The 18,396-nt window shown below is 65.2% G+C and carries 15 protein-coding genes and 1 pseudogene; 11 read left to right on the top strand and 5 right to left on the bottom strand.

The window, feature by feature from the left end; all coding sequences use genetic code 11:
- From JOZ00_RS06840 to JOZ00_RS06865, 6 genes are all read left to right on the top strand, one after another.
- On the top strand, window positions 1-978 hold a 978-nt coding region (locus tag JOZ00_RS06840), incomplete at its 5' end, for a wax ester/triacylglycerol synthase family O-acyltransferase (protein ID WP_293341559.1).
- A gap of 8 nt (window positions 979-986) precedes the next feature.
- Complete coding sequence (locus tag JOZ00_RS06845) at window positions 987-1,472, top strand: NUDIX domain-containing protein (RefSeq protein ID WP_293341562.1); 486 nt, start codon at window positions 987-989, stop codon at window positions 1,470-1,472.
- 20 nt (window positions 1,473-1,492) lie between these two features.
- On the top strand, window positions 1,493-2,752 hold the full coding sequence (locus JOZ00_RS06850; protein ID WP_293341565.1) for a cytochrome P450: 1,260 nt from the start codon (window positions 1,493-1,495) through the stop codon (window positions 2,750-2,752).
- Window positions 2,753-2,777: 25 nt separating this feature from the next.
- Window positions 2,778-3,122 carry a hypothetical protein gene (locus tag JOZ00_RS06855; RefSeq protein WP_293341567.1) on the top strand — a complete coding sequence of 115 codons (345 nt, stop codon included), beginning with the start codon at window positions 2,778-2,780 and terminating at the stop codon, window positions 3,120-3,122.
- A gap of 89 nt (window positions 3,123-3,211) precedes the next feature.
- Complete coding sequence (locus JOZ00_RS06860) at window positions 3,212-4,651, top strand: HNH endonuclease signature motif containing protein (protein ID WP_293341570.1); 1,440 nt, start codon at window positions 3,212-3,214, stop codon at window positions 4,649-4,651.
- A gap of 198 nt (window positions 4,652-4,849) precedes the next feature.
- Window positions 4,850-5,680, top strand: coding sequence for a hypothetical protein (locus JOZ00_RS06865; protein ID WP_293341573.1), 831 nt, complete (start codon window positions 4,850-4,852; stop codon window positions 5,678-5,680).
- Window positions 5,681-5,719: 39 nt separating this feature from the next.
- Here JOZ00_RS06865 and JOZ00_RS06870 read toward each other — a convergent pair whose 3' ends face one another.
- Window positions 5,720-6,793: an ATP-dependent DNA ligase gene (locus JOZ00_RS06870; protein ID WP_293341576.1), complete on the bottom strand. Its 1,074-nt coding sequence runs from the start codon at window positions 6,791-6,793 to the stop codon at window positions 5,720-5,722.
- Window positions 6,794-6,819: 26 nt separating this feature from the next.
- On the opposite strand from JOZ00_RS06870, the gene ligD reads away from it, so the two are divergent.
- The 3 genes from ligD (at window position 6,820) to JOZ00_RS06885 (ending at window position 11,198) form a co-directional block, all read left to right on the top strand.
- Window positions 6,820-7,872 carry a non-homologous end-joining DNA ligase gene (gene ligD, locus JOZ00_RS06875; RefSeq protein ID WP_293341579.1) on the top strand — a complete coding sequence of 351 codons (1,053 nt, stop codon included), beginning with the start codon at window positions 6,820-6,822 and terminating at the stop codon, window positions 7,870-7,872.
- A 205-nt stretch (window positions 7,873-8,077) separates the two neighbouring features.
- Window positions 8,078-9,148 (top strand): GGDEF domain-containing protein, encoded by a 1,071-nt coding sequence (locus tag JOZ00_RS06880; protein ID WP_293341582.1) that lies wholly within the window; start codon window positions 8,078-8,080, stop codon window positions 9,146-9,148.
- A 70-nt stretch (window positions 9,149-9,218) separates the two neighbouring features.
- Complete coding sequence (locus tag JOZ00_RS06885; protein ID WP_293341596.1) at window positions 9,219-11,198, top strand: glycoside hydrolase family 172 protein; 1,980 nt, start codon at window positions 9,219-9,221, stop codon at window positions 11,196-11,198.
- Here JOZ00_RS06885 and JOZ00_RS06890 read toward each other — a convergent pair.
- Both JOZ00_RS06890 and lysA read right to left on the bottom strand, forming a co-directional pair.
- Entirely contained in the window at window positions 11,195-12,007 is an 813-nt protein-coding gene (locus JOZ00_RS06890; protein WP_366022268.1) for a rhomboid-like protein, read from the bottom strand. The two genes, JOZ00_RS06885 and JOZ00_RS06890, sit on opposite strands and share 4 nt — an antisense overlap.
- Window positions 11,994-13,343 (bottom strand): diaminopimelate decarboxylase, encoded by a 1,350-nt coding sequence (lysA, locus tag JOZ00_RS06895; RefSeq protein WP_293341587.1) that lies wholly within the window; start codon window positions 13,341-13,343, stop codon window positions 11,994-11,996. The genes JOZ00_RS06890 and lysA overlap by 14 nt, the downstream gene beginning before the upstream one ends.
- 226 nt (window positions 13,344-13,569) lie before the next feature.
- On the opposite strand from lysA, the gene JOZ00_RS06900 reads away from it, so the two are divergent.
- Complete coding sequence (locus tag JOZ00_RS06900; protein ID WP_293341599.1) at window positions 13,570-16,821, top strand: LuxR family transcriptional regulator; 3,252 nt, start codon at window positions 13,570-13,572, stop codon at window positions 16,819-16,821.
- Here JOZ00_RS06900 and JOZ00_RS06905 read toward each other — a convergent pair.
- Entirely contained in the window at window positions 16,818-17,582 is a 765-nt protein-coding gene (locus JOZ00_RS06905) for an SDR family oxidoreductase (protein WP_293341590.1), read from the bottom strand. The two genes, JOZ00_RS06900 and JOZ00_RS06905, sit on opposite strands and share 4 nt — an antisense overlap.
- A gap of 19 nt (window positions 17,583-17,601) precedes the next feature.
- On the bottom strand, window positions 17,602-18,186 hold the full coding sequence (locus tag JOZ00_RS06910; protein WP_293341593.1) for a PaaI family thioesterase: 585 nt from the start codon (window positions 18,184-18,186) through the stop codon (window positions 17,602-17,604).
- Between the two features lie 99 nt (window positions 18,187-18,285).
- On the opposite strand from JOZ00_RS06910, the pseudogene JOZ00_RS06915 reads away from it, so the two are divergent.
- A pseudogene (locus JOZ00_RS06915) lies at window positions 18,286-18,396 on the top strand (TetR/AcrR family transcriptional regulator); the annotation flags it as partial.

Genomic DNA, 18,396 nt, shown 5'->3' on the forward strand with positions numbered 1-18,396 from the left:
AAAGATGGTCGGTTCGCCATCTACACCAAGGTTCACCATGCACTGATCGACGGTGTCTCCGCGCAGAAGCTGATGCAGCGCGCGATGTCGACCGACCCGGAGGACACCGAGATTCGCGCGCCCTGGAGCCTGCAGAAGCCCAAGCGCAAGAGCAGCCCGTCGTCACCGTTGCGGTCGTTGATCCGTACGGCGGGATCCGTTGCGGCACTTGCCCCATCGACGGTTTCGGTGGCACGCGCGGCGCTGTTCGAGCAGCAGCTGACGCTGCCTTTCGGTGCACCGCGGACGATGTTGAACGTCAAGATTGGCGGGGCCCGCCGATGCGCCGCGCAATCGTGGTCGGTGGACCGCATCAAGACCGTCAAAAAGGCCGCGGGTGTGACCTTGAACGACGTTGTCCTGGCGATGTGTTCGGGCGCCCTGCGGTACTACCTGCTCGAGCAGAACGCGCTGCCCGATGCGCCGCTGATCGCGATGGTTCCGGTGAGCCTGCGCACGGATGCCGAGGCCGATGCCGGCGGAAACCTCGTCGGCGCCATCTTGTGCAACCTCGCCACCGACACCGACGATCCGGCGCACCGTCTGCAGACCATCAGCGATTCGATGCGCGGCAACAAGAAGGTGTTTTCGCAGCTGCCACGATCTCAGGCGCTCGCACTGTCCGCCGTCAATACGTCGTCGATAGCTCTGGCGGCGATCCCAGGCTGGGTGTCGTCGACCTCCCCGCCGTTCAACATCATCATTTCCAACGTGCCGGGCCCCACTCAGCCGATCTACTACGGCGGCGCCAGGCTGGACGGCAACTACCCGATGTCCATCGCGCTGGACGGGCAGGCGCTGAACATCACGCTGGCCACCAACGCAGGCAATCTGGACTTCGGTCTGGTCGGATGCCGGCGCAGTGTGCCGCACATGCAACGGCTGCTCGCCCACCTCGAGTCATCGCTCAAAGACCTAGAACGCGCCGTCGGGGCCTGAACGCTCCGATGCCGAAGCTCAGCGCGGGCGTGCTGTTGTACCGCACCGGCCACGGCGTCGTGGAAGTCCTCATCGCACATCCGGGTGGGCCGTTCTGGGCGCGCAAGGACGACGGGGTGTGGTCCATCCCGAAAGGCGAGTACGCCGAGGACGAGGATCCCTGGGCGGCGGCGCAACGCGAATTCGCCGAGGAGCTAAGCCTTTCCGTGCCGGACGGGCCGCGGATTGATCTCGGTCCGGTGAAACAACCCAGTGGAAAAGTGGTCCACGCCTTCGCCGTGCACGGCGACCTCGACGTCACCGACGCACGCAGCAACACTTTCCAATTGGAATGGCCGAGGGGGTCGGGGACACTACGGGAGTTCCCGGAGGTGGACCGCGTCGGCTGGTTCTCGGTGGCGCGGGCCCGTGTCAAGCTGCTGAAGGGTCAGCGCGCCTTTCTCGACCAACTGATGGCGCAGCCGGACATGACGGGGTTCTCCGAGGGAAGTTGAAGACGGGCACAATGTCTCTCATGACGACCGCGCCCACCGAGCAAGTCGAACCCCAACGGTTGCTGCTGCAGTTGCTGGACCCCGCTTTCCGCGCCGACCCTTACCCACTCTTTGCGCAATTTCGCGAAGGCGGCTCATTCCAGTTGGCCGACGGCAACCTCGCGGTCTTCTCCACCTACCGCGACTGCGACGAGGTCTTGCGGCACCCGTCGTCGAGCAACGACAGGCTCAAGTCGACGGCCGCGCAGCGCCAGATCGAGGCACAGACCCGAGAGTTGATCGAGGCCGGCGCCCAGGTGCCGCCCCAGACTCCACCGGGGTTCCTGTTCCAGGATCCGCCCGACCACACCCGGCTGCGCAAGTTGGTCAGCAAGGCGTTCGCGCCGAAGGTGGTCAATGCGCTGCAGCCCGAAATCACCGCGCTGGTGGACCGATTGATCGATCAGATCGCCGAGAAAGGGCGGTTCGACGTCGTCAAAGACTTCGCCTACCCGTTGCCGGTAACGGTCATCTGCCGGCTGCTGGGTGTCCCCTACGAGGACGAGCCGCAGTTCAGTCACGTGTCCGAGCTGCTGGCGCAGTCCCTGGACCCGTTCGTGGCATTCACCGGCACGCCGTCGGACAACCTGAAGGAGCGGATGGATGCCGGAATGTGGTTGCGCACTTACCTGCACGGACTGATCGACATGCGGCGGTCGCAACTGGGTGATGACCTGTTGTCCGGGTTGGTCGCGGTGGAGGAGTCCGGCGACCAACTCAGCGAGGAGGAGATCGTCTCCACCTGCGTGCTGCTGCTGGTGGCCGGACACGAGACGACGGTGAACTTGATCGGCAACGCCATCCTCGCGATGCTGCGCTCGCCGTCGCAGTGGGCCGCGTTGGGCGCCGATGCCGGCCGCGCCCCGGCGGTCATCGAGGAAATTCTGCGCTACGACCCGCCGGTGCAGATGATCGCCCGCACCGCCGGTGCCGACATGACGATCGGTGAGATCGAGATACCCGCGGGCGACATCATGATGTTGCTGACGGCCGCCGCCCAACGGGACCCCGCCGAGTTCGACTCGCCCGACACGTTCGACCCTGACCGAAAAGCTCTACGGCATCTAGGGTTTGGTCGCGGTGCGCATTACTGCCTTGGCGCTCCGTTGGCCCGGTTGGAAGCCGGCGTGGCCCTGTCGGCGATAACGGCACGCTTCCAACACGCACGGCTGGACAGCGAGCCGCAATACAAGACCAACGTCACTCTGCGCGGACTGTCCGAGCTCACCGTCGCGGTCTGATCAACCGCTACCGGATCACGTTGCAGTGGAGCTCATTTCGCGTATACGCTTAAGCGACAGCTTCCCGATCCGCATCGACAAGTTCGGTGCGAGGCGGTCCAGCAACCACAGCGACCTCCACCAAGTCGGCGCGATGATGATGGCATCCCCACGCAACACCGCTCGAAGCGCACGCTCGGCGAACTTCTCGGGTGCCATCGGCGGTGAAGCGTTGCGCGAGCTGCTGTGCCGCCTCGACTTGGCGGTCCGCAATCCAGACCTCGGCACCCCCGTCGGCCAGTTTGTGGCCAGCGCGGCGCCGATGCCGGAAGCACCGCCAGTAATGAAAGCCACCTTGCCCGAAACGCAGGGCGCGATGGGAGAAGGATAGTCGCTCGGGGTCGGCCGCGTTCGGAAGTTCCTCCACAGGCTGGCTTTTCGTCGGTGCCGATGTCAGGGGTGGTAGCTAGTATCGAATGTATGTTCGATCAAGAGTGGCGGCAGGCGGATGACGCGACGGTTGTGTCCGCGATTGCCGAGTGCGCGCGAGTGGAGGCCGCGACCGCGGCAAGGCGACTGGCCGCGATCGGCGAGTACGTAAGCCGCCACGCCGATGGGCCGACGGACTGTGCGTATTGGTCATGCGACAACTGGGACGCCATGGCCGCCGAAACCGCTGCGGCACAGGGCATCAGCCACGCCATGGCGTCGGGGCAGATGTATCTTGCCGTTGCGCTGCGTGACCGGCTACCCCAGGTGGCGGCCCTGTTCGCCGCAGGCACCATCACTGCCCGATTGGCTTCGGCCATCGTCTGGCACACCGACTTGATCAAAGACCCCGACACGGTGCGGTTGGTTGACACGAAGCTGGCGGAGGATGCGGTGCACTTCGGACCGATGTCGGTTACCAAGACCGCCCAGGCCATTGACGCAGTGGTGGTCCAATACGATCCCGGCGCGCTGCGGCGCGCCCGCGACAATGCCCGCAGTCGCGAATTCGTCATTAACCAGACTGGCGACACGTCGGGAACAGCGGCCGTGTGGGGACGGCTCTATGCGACCGACGCTGCGGTGCTGGATCGGCGCCTGTCGCAGATGGCTTACGCAGTGTGCCAAGACGATCCGCGCACCCTTGCTCAGCGTCGCGCCGATGCTTTGGGTGCGCTGGGCGCCGGCGCGGACTGGCTGGCGTGCGGATGCGGGAACGGTGACTGTCCTGGCGGTGCTGCCGCGGACGAGCGGGCAGCCAGCGTAGTGATCCACGTAGTTGCGGATGCGTCGGCAGTAAACACGGACTCCAAGCCCACCGCTACGGCGGAGCGCAAGCCGCTCGCCGTGGTCCCCGGCGGTTGTGTGATTCCGCCAGCCCTCGTGGCCGAGCTGGCCCGCGCCGGCGCGAAAGTCCGGCCGGTGCGACATCCCGCCGATGCGCCGCCCGAGTCGGGTTACCGCCCGTCGGCCGAGCTGGAGCGGTTCATCCGATGCCGGGATATGACGTGCCGGTTTCCCGACTGCGATCGACCCGCGGAGTTCGCCGATATCGATCACACGGTGCCGTATCCGCACGGACCGACTCAAGCGTCGAACCTGAAATGCCTTTGCAGGAAGCATCACCTTTTGAAAACCTTCTGGACGGGTTGGCGCGACCAGCAGTGGTCTGACGGCACCATCGTGTGGACGTCGCCGACCGGGCACACCTATACCACCCGTCCGGGCAGCCGCCTGCTCTTTCCGGCTCTGTGTCTACCGACTGGCGAATTGCCAACTCCGGTAAAACAATACGCAAACCCCGGCAACCGTGGCGTCATGATGCCCACACGTCGCCGCACTCGCGAACAGGACCGTGCTCGCCGCATCGACGCCGAACGCGCGCTGAACGCCGCGCGCGTCGCCGAACGCAATCAGCCGCCGCCCTTTTAATGCTGCGGCGCGACTTCAAATCGAAAACCGCATAGCTGCGCGCCGTTAGACGAATATCCCTAAAATTCTGTGCAGCCAGCCATATCGCCCGACATTGTCCACAAACAGGTGGTACGAAACATGTCTAGCCAAGGCCCACGTCGGACTCCCATGACGCTCGCCATATACCGCGACTTACGCGTCGCCATGGTCGTACTAATGGTGATGCTCGGTGCGGGCGTGGTCATCGAAAAGATATCCGCAAACTGCTGGCAATCGGCCATCAGCACTTACTATTACACTTCCGCGCATAGCCTCGTCATCGCCGCGCTCCTGGCGCTCGGCACGTTATTCATCATCTATAAGGGCAGCACCGACACCGAGGATGTCTTGTTGACTCTGGCCGGCGTCAGCGCATTGACCGCCGCGATAGTGCCGCAGCCTCGACCCGGGGACCTGTGCCAAGGGCCGGCTAATCTGCCGATCGACTTCGATAGCCATGCCCAGGCCGCCATGCTGCCCAATGTTTGGGCGGTCGCTGTCGCATTGGGTCTGGGCTATGTGGTGATCTGGTCGGTGATGCTGCTCCAATGGATGCGCGGCCGCCCCCCACGGATGCGAAGGCCGGGGGGAATAGCGTCGCTCGTGTTTTTCTGGCTGATTATGGTGCTCGGCCTGATTGCGCTCGTCTTCTTTCCGGACAAGTTCAAGGAATGTGCGCACGGCGCAGCCGCGATACTGATGCTCTCGGCCTTCGTCGCCACAACGTTCTGCACCGCATACGTCGTTGGGAAAGAGGACCCGTCGGAGTCAGCGCATCAGCGCGCTTATAAGCGCATCTACTGGGGGATTGCCTGGCTGATGCTGGCGACGTCACTTGTTATTCTCTGGGTTCATCAAACGACAGGCTTGGAGGGCCATTGGGGCCTTTGGGCCGAGGTGGCGCTGATTGGCGAGTTCGCCGCATATTGGGTAGTTCAAACGATCGACCTGTGGAAAGAACCTGACCGGATTATGCGCTTTACCAAAGGTCCTCCACCGTGTCTGTAATGTGGGCCGGTCTCGGAAAGCGATCAGCCGCCGCCACTTTCAGCCCGCGCCCAGCCCCGGCACGATGTCGTTGAGGCTGAAGGTCAGGGGCTGTTCGAGCTGTTCATACGTGCATGAGTGTGGGTCGCGGTCCGGGCGCCACCGATTGAACTGCGCGGTATGACGGAACCGCTGGCCTTCCATGTTGTCGTAGCGGACCTCGACCACCCGCTCGGGACGTAGCGGCACGAAGGACAGATCCTTCCCGGCGTTCCAGCGGGAGAATTCGTTTTTGCGCGGTGTGCGTTCGCCGGCCTCGTGCGCGGCCCAGTTCCACGGATGGCCCTCGAAGTCGGTGACGAGCGGTTGCAGCTCGACGAACAGGCGGCGGCGCTCGGCCATCGGGAAAGCGCCGATCACGCCGACCGATGCCAGCTGGCCATCGTCCTGGTAGAGCCCGAGCAGCAGCGAACCGACAGCGTCGCCGCCCGATTTATGCACCCGATAGCCGGCGACCACACAGTCGGCGGTTCGCTCGTGCTTGATCTTGAACATGACGCGTTTGTCCGGCTGGTACGTGATTGTCAGCGGTTTGGCGATCACGCCGTCGAGCCCTGCCCCCTCGAATTCGTCGAACCAGCGCTGCGCGGTGTCGAGATCGGTGGTTGCCGGCGTGACGTGGATCGACCCGACCGCCGACGGGGCCAATGCCTCGACAAGTGCGGCACGCCGCTCGGTGAACGGCCGCCGCGTGTAGTCGTCGTCGCCGAGAGCGAGCAGGTCGAACGCGATGAACGACGCGGGCGTTTTCTCGGCGAGCATGCGCACCCGCGAGTCGGCGGGGTGGATGCGTTGTTGCAGCGCCTCGAAGTCCAAGCCGTGGTCGGTGGCGATGACCATTTCCCCGTCGATCACGCACCGCTCCGGCAGCTCGGCCTTGACCGCGGCAACCAGCTCGGGGAAGTACCGGGTCATCGGCCGCTCGTTGCGGCTGCCGAGCTCGACATCGTCGCCGTCGCGAAAGCAGATGGATCTGAAGCCGTCCCACTTCGGCTCGTAGGACGCATCAGCGGGGATCGATCGCACCGACTTCGCCAACATCGGCGACACCGGCGGCATCACAGGGAGGTCCATAGCCTGATTGTGCTGGAATCTTTGGTATGGCTGCTGCAGAAGAGCTCGACGTCGACGGAATTGCGGTGCGGCTGACCAACCCGGACAAGGTGTATTTCCCCCAGCTGGGGTCGCAAGGCACCAAGGGCAAGCTCGTCGAGTACTACCGAGCCGTGGCCGTCCAAGCCGGAAGTCCGATGCTCGACGCGCTGCGCGACCGGCCCACGCACCTGCAGCGCTTTCCGGACGGCATCGACGGCGAGGAGATTTACCAGAAGCGGGTCCCGCAGCACCACCCCGATTACCTCGAGACATGCCGGGTGACGTTCCCATCGGGGCGAACCGCGGACGCGCTGAAGGTGACCCACCCCGCGGCCATCGTGTGGGCGGCGCAGATGGGAACGGTCACGTTGCACCCGTGGCAGGTGCGCTGCCCGGACACCGACCATCCCGACGAACTGCGCATCGATCTGGATCCGCAGCCCGGTGTCGCCTTCGAGCACGCGCGTTCGGTCGCGGTGGACGTGCTGCGGCCGCTGCTCGATGAGCTCGGTCTAATCGGATACCCGAAGACCTCCGGCGGTCGCGGAATCCATGTCTTCCTGCGGATCGCCTCCGACTGGGATTTCACTGAAGTGCGCCGCGCGGGCATCGCGCTGGCCCGCGAGGTGGAACGTCGCGCACCCGACGCCGTCACCACATCGTGGTGGAAGGAAGAGCGGGGCGAGCGCATCTTCATCGACTTCAACCAGAACGCCCGGGACCGCACGATGGCCTCCCCGTATTCCGTGCGGCGCACGCCGATCGCGACGGTGTCGACCCCGCTGACGTGGGACGAATTGGCCGGTGCCCAGCCGGACGACTACACCATGGCGACCGTGCCCGACCTGGTACGAGACCGTGAGGATCCCTGGGCCGCAATGGATGATGCCGCCCAGTCGATCGCTGTGCTGCTCAAGATGGCTGAGGCCGACGCAGAGCGTGGCCTCGGCGACATGCCGTACCCGCCGAACTATCCGAAGATGCCTGGCGAGCCCAAGCGCGTGCAGCCGAGCCGCAATACGGATCTGAAAAGGGAGAACGGGCCGCAGCCGCGTTGAAGTTTGGCTAACATTTTTAACACTCGTCCGCCGAGTCCTTCGGCCACTCTGTCTCGGCGCGGCGGCGCGGAGGTGGTGGATGCCAGTGCAAGTTTGCGGGCTTGTCCGGCGAATCTGGTGTACTACACAAATCGGGCCCGACTAGATCCTTCAGCAATCCGTCGCGCGGTGCACAGCGACGCTCCTCCGAGAGGTTTGCCGACTGATGTCACAGCTGAGGGCATGGTGCGCCCAGGCTGACCAGTTCGACTGGATGACCGAGTTCCTGCGGCAGCGCGGCTGGCTGCGCGCTGCACAGCGCATCATGATGACCGTCGTCGCCTCGGCATCGTTGGTGCCGATGACCGTCTTGGCCACCCAACGTCACCCCAGCGCGGCCGCCGTGCTGGCGGGCGGCTTCACCGTCGCTTTCACCGTGGGCATGACCGTTTTCTGGCTGACACGCTGGCCGACCCGTCGACAGTCAACCGTCGCCGTGACGGTCGGCATGGCGTGCATCGCGGCGTGGAGTCAGGTTCAGGCCACCGGCGCCCTGGACGCTTTGGCGTGTACGCCGATGGTTGTCACGGGCGGTTACATCGCGATATTCCACAACCCGAGACTCTTGCTGTTCAACAATGCGTTGGCTTTCGTCATCACCGGGTTGGCGGTGCTGCGGCTGGCCCACGAGTCCGACGTCACGGCGGCGGCAGCCACGTTCTGGTTGATCAGCTTTTTGAACGTGTCGGTCTCGTCCGGGGTCTGCGGCATGTCGCGCGCGATGCGAACGTATGCCGAGCGTTCCGAGGAGGATTCGCTCACAGGTCTGCTGAACCGACGCGCATTCTCCGAGACGGTGAGATATCGCCTGGCGGATCCGATCCGGCCGCACACCCACCTCGCGGTCGTGATGGTTGACATCGACAACTTCAAACGCATCAACGACACCCACGGCCATCCCGCCGGTGACCATGCGCTGCGGGCGGTGGCCGAACTGCTGCGGGAGCACGCGCCCGCGGACGCCATCCTCTGCCGCGCCGGTGGGGAGGAATTCCTGATCGCGCTGACCTGCATGGCCTCCGACGTGAAGGCGCTGGCCGCCCAGTTGTGCACCGCCATCGGCACGCTTTCCCTAAACTTGACGGCCAGCATCGGCACCGCCATCGCCGAGCTGCACCTGCTGAGCGGAACTCCCGGTACCGGACTTCTCGAGGAGCTCATCACAATTGCTGACCGTGCCATGTACGCCGCCAAGCGAAGCGGTGGGAACCGGGTTTATCACAGCGTCACGACGTAGCCGACCCACCCGGAGAGATTGATCCGTGGTGCGCGCGCTGAGCGCGGCGTTCGCGTTGCTGCTGTGGGGAATTGCGGGTATCGGCTTTGCGCCCACGGCACCCGGCGAGCCGACCGCCGCGGGACTCGGCGACAGGATGGTGGGCTGGGACACCTACCGGCGACTGGATCAGCTGCCGTACCTGCGCGCCGATACGCAGGCCCTCCAGGTGTCGAGCTTCCAGCGAAGCGGTGGGGACTTCGATATCTCGACGGGGAACAAGAACGGCAGCGGTGGGTGTTTGGCACCCGGTGGCGCCGGCTGTGTCATCGCCGAGGATCACGGTGCCGGAGAAGTCGATTCGATCTGGTTCACCCGCGACGGCGGCAATGTGCGTGGGCTTGGAAACATCCGCGTCGAGCTGGACGGACAGACCGTGATCGACGCGCCGTTGCAATCCGTGGTCGACGGTGGGCTGGGAGCGCCCTTCGTGTGGCCACTGGTGGCCGACGCCGCGCAGTCACCGGGCGGGGTTTACATCAAAGTGCCCATGCCGTACCGACATTCGATGCGTATCAGCGTCGCAACGAATTTGGAGTACTACCACGTCGACTATCGCCAGTTTCCGAGCGCGGACGGAATCGCCACGTTCTCGCCGGCCGACCCGGCGCTCGACGTGCTCGGAATGCTCCGCGACGCCGGCACCATCGATCCCAAACCGGCGGCACCCGCGGCCGCGCACAGCAACCGGGTGGTCGATCTCCCCGCCAACGGTGGACAGACAGTCGCGGAATCGATTGGCTCGGGCAGTATTTCGTCAATGAACCTGCGGCTTCCCGAGCCGGCTGATCAACTGCTGGCCGGATTGCGGTTGCAGATCGAATTCGACGGCCGGACCATGGTCGACTCCCCACTCGGGGAATTCTTCGGGGCCGGACTGGGCGTCAACACCGTGCGATCGTTGATGTTCGCCACCGTGCCGCAACCCGATGGAGCTTTGTCGTTGTCGACGTGGTGGCCGATGCCCTTCGCGCGCAACGCGCGCGTCACCCTCGTCAATACGACCGGCAATCCGGTGCCAGGGATCGAGGGCGAGGTGGTGACCACGCCGGACCCACAGTGGGGAACGGCACTGGACAGTGGCCGCGCCGGCTACTTCACCGCACTCTCGCATGCCGGGCCAACGACTTTCGGCCAAGACTGGTTGTTCGCCGATGAGCGCGGCCACGGCAAATTCGTCGGCGTCAGCCACACGATACGCGGCGCGCGCACTCGGACGTCGTTCAGTGAAGACGCCCCGTATTTTCTCGAGGGGGCCGAGCGGGTCTACACGGACGGGTCCCCGTCGCCCCAGTGGTATGGCACCGGCACCGAGGACTTCTACGAGGGCGGTTGGTATTTCAAGAACGGCAAGCACTTCAGCGATCCGCTCAACGGTCAACCCGATCAGCGAACGGCTACCGGGGGGTGTGCCGACTACTGCGTCGCCGTGTATCGGCTCATGCTCGCCGACGCAATGGATTACCACTCCGCGGTCCGGTTCGGTATCGAGCACGGAAAGCGCAACATGGTCCTGCCCGACTACAGCTCGACCGCATTCCTCTATACACAACCGAACGACACCATCGCGTCGGGCGATGACGTCAACCCGACCGATCCGGCCAGCCGAATTCTGCACGGCTACAACGACGCTGCCGCCACCGACCAACTCCTGGTCAGTGAATACGAGGGCAACGACGACACCCATCCCGTCGTCGGGTCGGTCCGCAGCACCCCGGCCGCGATCAGCTTTCACGTCGCCATCGACCCGAACACCCGCGGGGTTCTGATCCGCCGGACGTCGGATCAGGTCAACGGCTATCAGTCGGCGGACGTTGCGGTCGACGGCATCCCCGCCGGGAACTGGCTGCAATCACGCAGCAACGGTGTTCACCGCTGGCTCGACGACACCTTTCTGCTGCCGGAGTCCGTCACCGCGGGCAAAGCCCAGATAACCATAACGCTGACGCCAGTGGCTGATTCACCGCCGTGGACCGCCAGCCACTATCAGATCGAAACGCTCACGGGTTAACGGGCGAGGGCCAATTGCGGCACCTCGACATTGGCCGGTATCCGGGTGCCGTACCGACTGGCTCCGAACGCCAGTAACGCACCCGTCAATCCGCCGGACACTGCCAGCAACGACGACCCGGACAGCATAAACCAGCCGAACGTAGCACCGACCACGAGCAAAGCCACATGTGTTGACGTCCAACGCGTTATCGAACCCAGTCGAAACGACAGGCCGAGGCCGAGCAGCAGCGCGACGACATGGCCGACGGCGGTGAAGTCCGATCCCACCGTGGCGATGGCTGCTGTCCCCAGCCACCAACCCATCCAGGCGTGCCGCCAACGCAGGGGGATCGACGCAGTCAGGGCGCCGAGAACGCAGACCGCGCCGTAGCTGGTGCCCACGTCGCTGGCCCGTGCGACCGAGAGCGGCAGCCATCCAGTCTTGACCGCGGCGACCAGCCCTTCGGCGACGATCAATGTGGCACCGACGTGACCGACTGCGAATGTGACGAGCAGACCCTTGCTACGCCAGATGAGTTCACCGAGCGCCAGCAGGCACACCAATCCCGGCAGCCAGAAATAGATTTCACCGCCGTCGTTGACGAACGCGCTCCCCACCAAGGTGTGCCAGTGCCCGTGCGCCAAATTGTGCAAGTTCGTGCTCATCTGACTGACGACGAGGTCGCGCGTGTGTGGACCCAACACCGTCAGGGTGACCGAGACTACGAACAGCAAGGCGGCGTATACAGCCGTGACAGGCAGCATTCGTGCCCCCACTTCCATTCGGCCATTGGCGCTGTAGGGAACAGCTGTGTTAGACAGCGTCATTCGCCGCCCAATTCATTCCCGGCCAGCTGCAGTCCCGCGCTAGTAAGTCCGCGATGGTTTCGCGGCGGACCAGCTCGCGGGAATGCCCGCCGGCCACCCCGACCAGAGGCGGGCGGCCAACCACATTGCGACTCGATCCCATCGAGTGGTGGTAGGCGCCGGTGCAGGCGATAGCCAACAGATCCCCGGGCCGGATGTCGGCGGGCAGTTCGACGTCGCGGGCGATCTCGTCTTCCGTCTCGCAGTGCAGGCCCACTACGGTGACGGGCGCGGTCACTGTCGGCCGGTGCCGATTGGCCAATGCCACGGTGTATTTGGTGCCGTGCAGAGCGAGTCGCGTGTTGTCGGTGATACCGCCGTCCACCGCCACAAAGGTGCGCCCGCCGGGCTGGCGTTTGACGGTGATCACCCTGCACAGCGTGATCCCCGCGCGGGCTGCGATCGCCCGGCCCGGCTCGATCACGATCTTGGGTCGGGGGAATGCGTGTTCGGCACAGGCGGATTCCAACGCGGAGTCGATGACGGTGGCGAGCGCCCGCAGGTCGAGTTGCGGAGCTCCGGAAAGGTACGGGACCGCGTGGCCGCCGCCGAGACTGAGCTCGGTGAGCACGACCTGGTGGCGGTCGCGGACTTCGGCCATCGCGGCGACCATCTGCCGGATCGCCGCGCCATACAGGCCGGGGTCGGTGAGCTGTGAGCCCAATTGGCAGTGCAACCCGACCGGCTCCAACCTCGGCTGCCCGAGGACGCGCATGACCGCACCGGCCGCCTGGCCGCCCGTCAGCGCAAAACCGAATTTCTGTTCGAGGTCCGCGCCGGGAATGTCTGGGATGACCCGGATGAGTACGCGTTGGTGACGCCGCCAGCCGGCGAGCAGCGCGATCTCGCTGGGCGAGTCGATCACGATGCGTCCGACACCGGCGGCCACCGCGTCGTGCAGCTCATCGGGTGTCTTCGCGTCGCCGTGCAGGACGAGCTGCGACGGCGGGACGTCCCCGGCCAGGGCGATGGCCAGCTCGCCGCCCGAGCAGACATCCACGCCGACACCCTCGGCCGCGGCCCAGCGGGCGACATCGACGCTCAGTAGCGTTCTGCCTGCGTAGATCAGCTCGGCGTCGGGAAGCGTGGCGCGATAACAGCGGATGCGGGCCCGGAAATCCTGCTCGTCGACCACATACGTGGGAGTGCCGAATTGTTCGGCGATCGAGTTGGCGGCGACCGCGCCGACGCACAGCCGGCCGCGCTCGTCGACGTAGGCGCTGAGCGGCCAGATCGCGCGATCGAGATGGGGGTTCAACCCATGCCGCAGCGACGGAAGCAGCTCGAACAGCGTCATACCTATACGGTGCTGGTCGACGCCGTAGTCGGCCACGTTCTTAACGAAGCCTTCACACCTGCGCGCTAAATCTTCACGGATTGCCCGCGCAGGTGCGCGTCGATAGTGCCCAATCTGCGCATTTGTGCCGATGTTTTACCGCGCTGACCGGGCCATTCTGGCTAGCATGAGCGAGATTGATGATCCGCAACTGGACGCGCCCCTGGTGGACTGGAGCGACTTTGGCGTGAGCGGGCTATTGCCGACGGGCACGGTGACACTGCTGTTGGCGGATGTGGAGGACTCCACCGGGCTTTGGGAGACCCAGCCCGAGCAGATGACCGCGGCCTTCGCCAGGCTTGATCAGGCGCTGTCGGACCTGGTGGTCGCGCACGGTGGGGTACGCCCGGTCGAGCAGGGCGAAGGCGACAGTTTTGTCATCGCGTTCGCGCGGGCAAGTGATGCCATTGCGTGTGCGCTCGGACTGCAGCGTGCACCGTTGGCGCCGATTCGCCTGCGGATCGGTGTCCACACCGGCGAGGTTCAATTGCGCGGCGAGGGCAACTACATTGGTTCCACCATCAATCGCGCCGCGCGCCTGCGCAATCTGGGCCACGGCGGCCAGACGGTGGTTTCCGGCGTCACCGAGGCGCTGATTGTCGACTCGCTGCCGGCCGATGCGTGGCTGACAGACCTAGGCACGTACGAGCTGCGGGGTGTCGCCCGGCCTGAACGGGTTGTGCAACTGTGCCATCCGGATCTGCGCAACGAATTCCCGCCGTTACGCACTGCGAAAGATATTGCCGCACATAATCTTCCGTCGCATCTTACGAGCTTTGTAGGGCGTGGTGTGCAGCTCGCCGAGGTGGCCAAGCTGCTGACGGAAAACCGATTGGTGAGCTTGACCGGAGCCGGCGGATCGGGCAAGACGCGACTGGCGGTCCAAGTCGCCAACCAGGTGACCGGTAATTATGACGACGGCGTTTGGTATGTGGATTTGGCTCCTATCACCGATCCCGACCTCGTGGTAATGGCAGTGGCGCGCGCGCTGGGTCTGCCCGATGAGCCCGGCCGCTCGACGATGGAGACCCTCCTGCGGTTTGTGCGCGACCGTCACCTATTGGTGGTACTGGACAATTGCGAGCACCTGCTGGATGCGTGCGCTGAACTGGTTGTGTCCCTTTTGAGCGGGTCGCCTGGGCTGACGCTGCTGGCGACGAGTCGTGAACCGATCGGCGCTACGGGTGAGGTGACATGGCGGGTGCCGTCGCTGTCCTTGGCGGACGAAGCGATCGAGTTGTTCGCTGACCGAGCCCGGCTGGCCCAGGTCGACTTTGCGATCACAGACGAGAATGCCGCTACCGTCGTGGAGGTCTGCCAGCGATTGGATGGGATGCCGCTGGCAATCGAGTTGGCGGCCGCACGGGTGCGGGCGCTGTCGCCGGCCGAGATTCTCGACAGTTTGCATGACCGATTCCGATTGTTGACTGGGGGTGCGCGCACCGCCGTGCGCCGCCAACAGACGCTGCGTGCGTCGGTGGACTGGTCGCACGCACTGCTGACCGAAACCGAACGCCTCCTGTTTCGCCGGTTGGCTGTTTTTTATGGCGGATTCGACCTCAATGCGGCCGAGGCGGTTTCAGGGGTTGACGGCCTTGCCCGTTACCAGGTTCTCGATCAACTCACCCTGCTCGTTGACAAGTCATTGGTCACCGCCGAAAACATCAAAGGCCGCAAGCGATTCCGGCTACTCGAAACCGTGCGTCAATACGCCCAGGAAAAACTCGTCGAGTCCGGCGAAGCCGTCGCCGTGCGCATTCGGCACCGTGACCACTTCACGTCGATGGCTGCCACGCTCGACGTCCCGTCGGGCCAGGATCACGAACAGCGCCTGCAGCAAGCCGAGGACGAGATCGACAATCTTCGCGCCGCTTTCGGGTGGAGCCAGGAAAATTCGGACGTCGAGGTGGCGTTGGTCTTGGCATCGTCGCTCCAAGCGCTGTGGCAAGCGCGAGGCCGCATCAGGGAGGGACTGGCCTGGTTCGACGCCGCGCTGGCCGGACTCGGTACACACGGGGCTGAGCCAGCGCCCGCGGTGCAGGCGCGGGCGCTCGCCGACAGGGCCGCGCTCGGCATCTGGTTGGGCGACGCCGACAGTCTGGTTCAGTCTCAGCAGGCCCTGAAGATCGCGCGCGAGGTCGAGGACCCGGCGCTGCTGGTGCGGGCACTGACTGCCTGCGGGCTTGTCGCTGCGATTAGCGCTGAAGCGGCCGGACCATACTTCGACGAGGCGGCCGGCCTGGCCCGGGAGTTGGACGACCGGTGGCGGCTTAGCCAGATCCTCGCCGGGCAGGCACGCGCAGCGAACCACGCCGCTGATCCATTCGCGACGCGCGCGCCCGCCGAAGAAGGACGCGACGTCGCCGACCTCATCGGCGACCGGTACAACTCGCGCATATGCCGCTACTGTCTCGCTTGGTCACACATACACCGGGGCGAACTCGCCAACGCAGCAGCATATCTCGCCGACCTGCTGTCCGACGCTCTAGCCGCTAACGACGCGATCATGGAGTTGCAATGCGTCGGGGGCCAGGGCGTCGTACTGGCGTTGCAAGGTGAGGCGACCGCGGCCCGAGCCGCCGCAGAGGCGGCCATCAACGCTGCCGCCGAGGTTGGAGGGGCCTACGCAGCCTACGGTTACGCGGCACTGAGTTTCTCGGCCATGGCGGGCGGCGACGCTGCGGCGCTGCAGGACGCGGCCGAGGCCTGGCCGCACATGACTACCCTGCCGCAGATGGCGGCCATGCAGCGGACGTACAGTGCTGCGGCCGCGCTGGCGGGCGGGGATCTGGTCACGGCCCGCCGCTGGGCCGACATGGCAGTGTCAACATCCTGGGGCGGTTTCCTGACGGCGGCGCTGTTGATGCGCGCCCGCGTGGCGATCGCACAGCATCAGCCCGACAGGGCCGCGTCCGACACCCACGACGCTCTCGCGCTCGCCGCGACTACCGGTGCGTACCTCCGCGTCCCCGACGTTCTCGAATGCCTCGCCGCTGTCGCCGACGAGGCCGGCAACCACCGCGAAGCGGCGCGACTGCTCGGCGCAGCGCAGGCAATCCGGCAGCGCATGGGCTTGGTGCGCTTCAAGATCTGGGATGCCGACTACGAAGCATCGGCGGCCGCGGTCCTATATGCCATGGGCGACAACGACTTTGAAGCGGCGTGGAGCGAGGGTGCCGCGCTGTCCACGGAGGAAGCCATTGCCTACGCGCGGCGTGGCCGCGGCGAACGCAAACGACCCAGCAGCGGCTGGGCCTCGCTCACGCCCGCGGAGCGCGACGTCGTACGCCTGGTCAGTGAGGGGCTGGCCAACAATGACATCGCCACAAGGCTTTTCGTCTCCCCGCGCACGGTTCAGACCCACCTCACCCATGTCTACAGCAAACTGGGCTTGACGTCTCGGGTGCAACTCGCCCAAGAGGCGGCCCGGCACGCCTAGCTGAAGTAGTTGGCCGGGACGAATGGCACATCGTCCGGGGCCGTCTTGCGGGCCGACAGCAGTGTCCGCGAGGCATCACCGATAGGAACCCGCAGTGGCAGTTGCGGCTTCTCCGCGGCGTCGGCGACTTCCGCGGCGACCTGTTGGGGGGTGATCATCCCTTCGCGCGGCCCGCCGCCCTTCAGAATCTCGGTGTACGGATCGTCGGGCAGCGTGTAGGTGGTCACGTTGTCGAGGGCCCCGGAGCTGACGGCGCCGGGCTCGAGCAGGGCCGCCTGGATGCCAAACGGCGCCGCCTCGATGGCAAGGGCTTCGATGAGGGCCTCGAGTGCCCACTTCGTAGACGCGTAGGCCGCACCCGGCGGCAGCACAATGCGACCGACCACGCTGGACATGAACATCAGCTTCCCCTGGCCGCGGGTGCGCATCCGTGGGAGCACCGCTTGCGCAACACGCAGGGCGCCAAAGGTATTGAGGTTGAATATCCGCTGCAGCTCGGCGAGCGGTATGGCTTCGACAGCGGCGTAGAAGATGACTCCGGCGTTGTTGATCAAGATGTCGATGTCGCCAGCGGCTTCGACGGCCGCGGTGACGCTGGCGTCGTCGGTGACGTCCAGGGCCAGCCGCTGACTGACGTCCAAGTCGGCCAGCGTGCGCGGATCGCGAGCGGTGGCAACGACGCGATGTCCCCGCTGCGCGAACTCGGTTGCGATTGCGCGGCCAATGCCGCGGTTGGCTCCGGTGATCAAAACGGATGACATAGCAGGACAATCCCTTTCACTAATGGTTGCCGTTGGTCGTGGAATGCTTTGCGGTATCGGGCAATTTGAAGACCAGCAGCGTGCTCGTCGCGGTCGCCACCAGCGCGCCCGACGCGTCCGTCAACGACGCTTCGGCGAATCCGACGCGAGACCCCGCCTTGACGACGGTGCCTACCGCGGTCAGTGGTGCGCTGGCCGCCGTGATGGCTTTGAGGTAATTCACCTTGATTTCGATCGAGGTGTAGCCGACGCCTTCGGGCAGCGTGGTGTGCAACGCGCAGCCGGTCGCCGTGTCGAGCAGAGTGCACGCCAACCCGCCGTGGACCATACCGAGCGGGTTGTACATGGAACCGTCCGGTGTGCAGGTGAAAGCGATGCGCCCGCTCTCCACGTCGACCAGACTCATCCGGACGAGCTCGGCGATCGGTGGTGGCGGAAAGCGCCCCTCGCCGACCGCCTGCCAGTAGGCGAGGCCGGACATCGACGCAACCGTCGCCTGGGTCGTCATCGGGTCGTGCCAGGTGATGACGCGCGATTGCTCGGCGCCCCATCCGGTATCACCCGCAGTGTCAGCACCAGCGCGAGCGTCTTGCGAAGTCGTCATGATCGAGCCTTCCCCCAAGAAAACTGTTCGGTTTACTTGTCAGGTCCAACCTAGCGGCGCTTTCACCGCTTGTAAACCGATCGGTGTACTATGGATGCTATGGGCGTCGTCACATCAGACCAACGCCGCAGCGGGGGGCGGGGAGCGCGTGAGCGCATCGAGCGCGCGGCGGCCCGGCTCTTCTACCGCAATGGCATCCACGCGACCGGC

The sequence above is a fragment of the Mycobacterium sp. genome, assembly GCF_019243155.1.
GTDB lineage: Bacteria > Actinomycetota > Actinomycetes > Mycobacteriales > Mycobacteriaceae > Mycobacterium.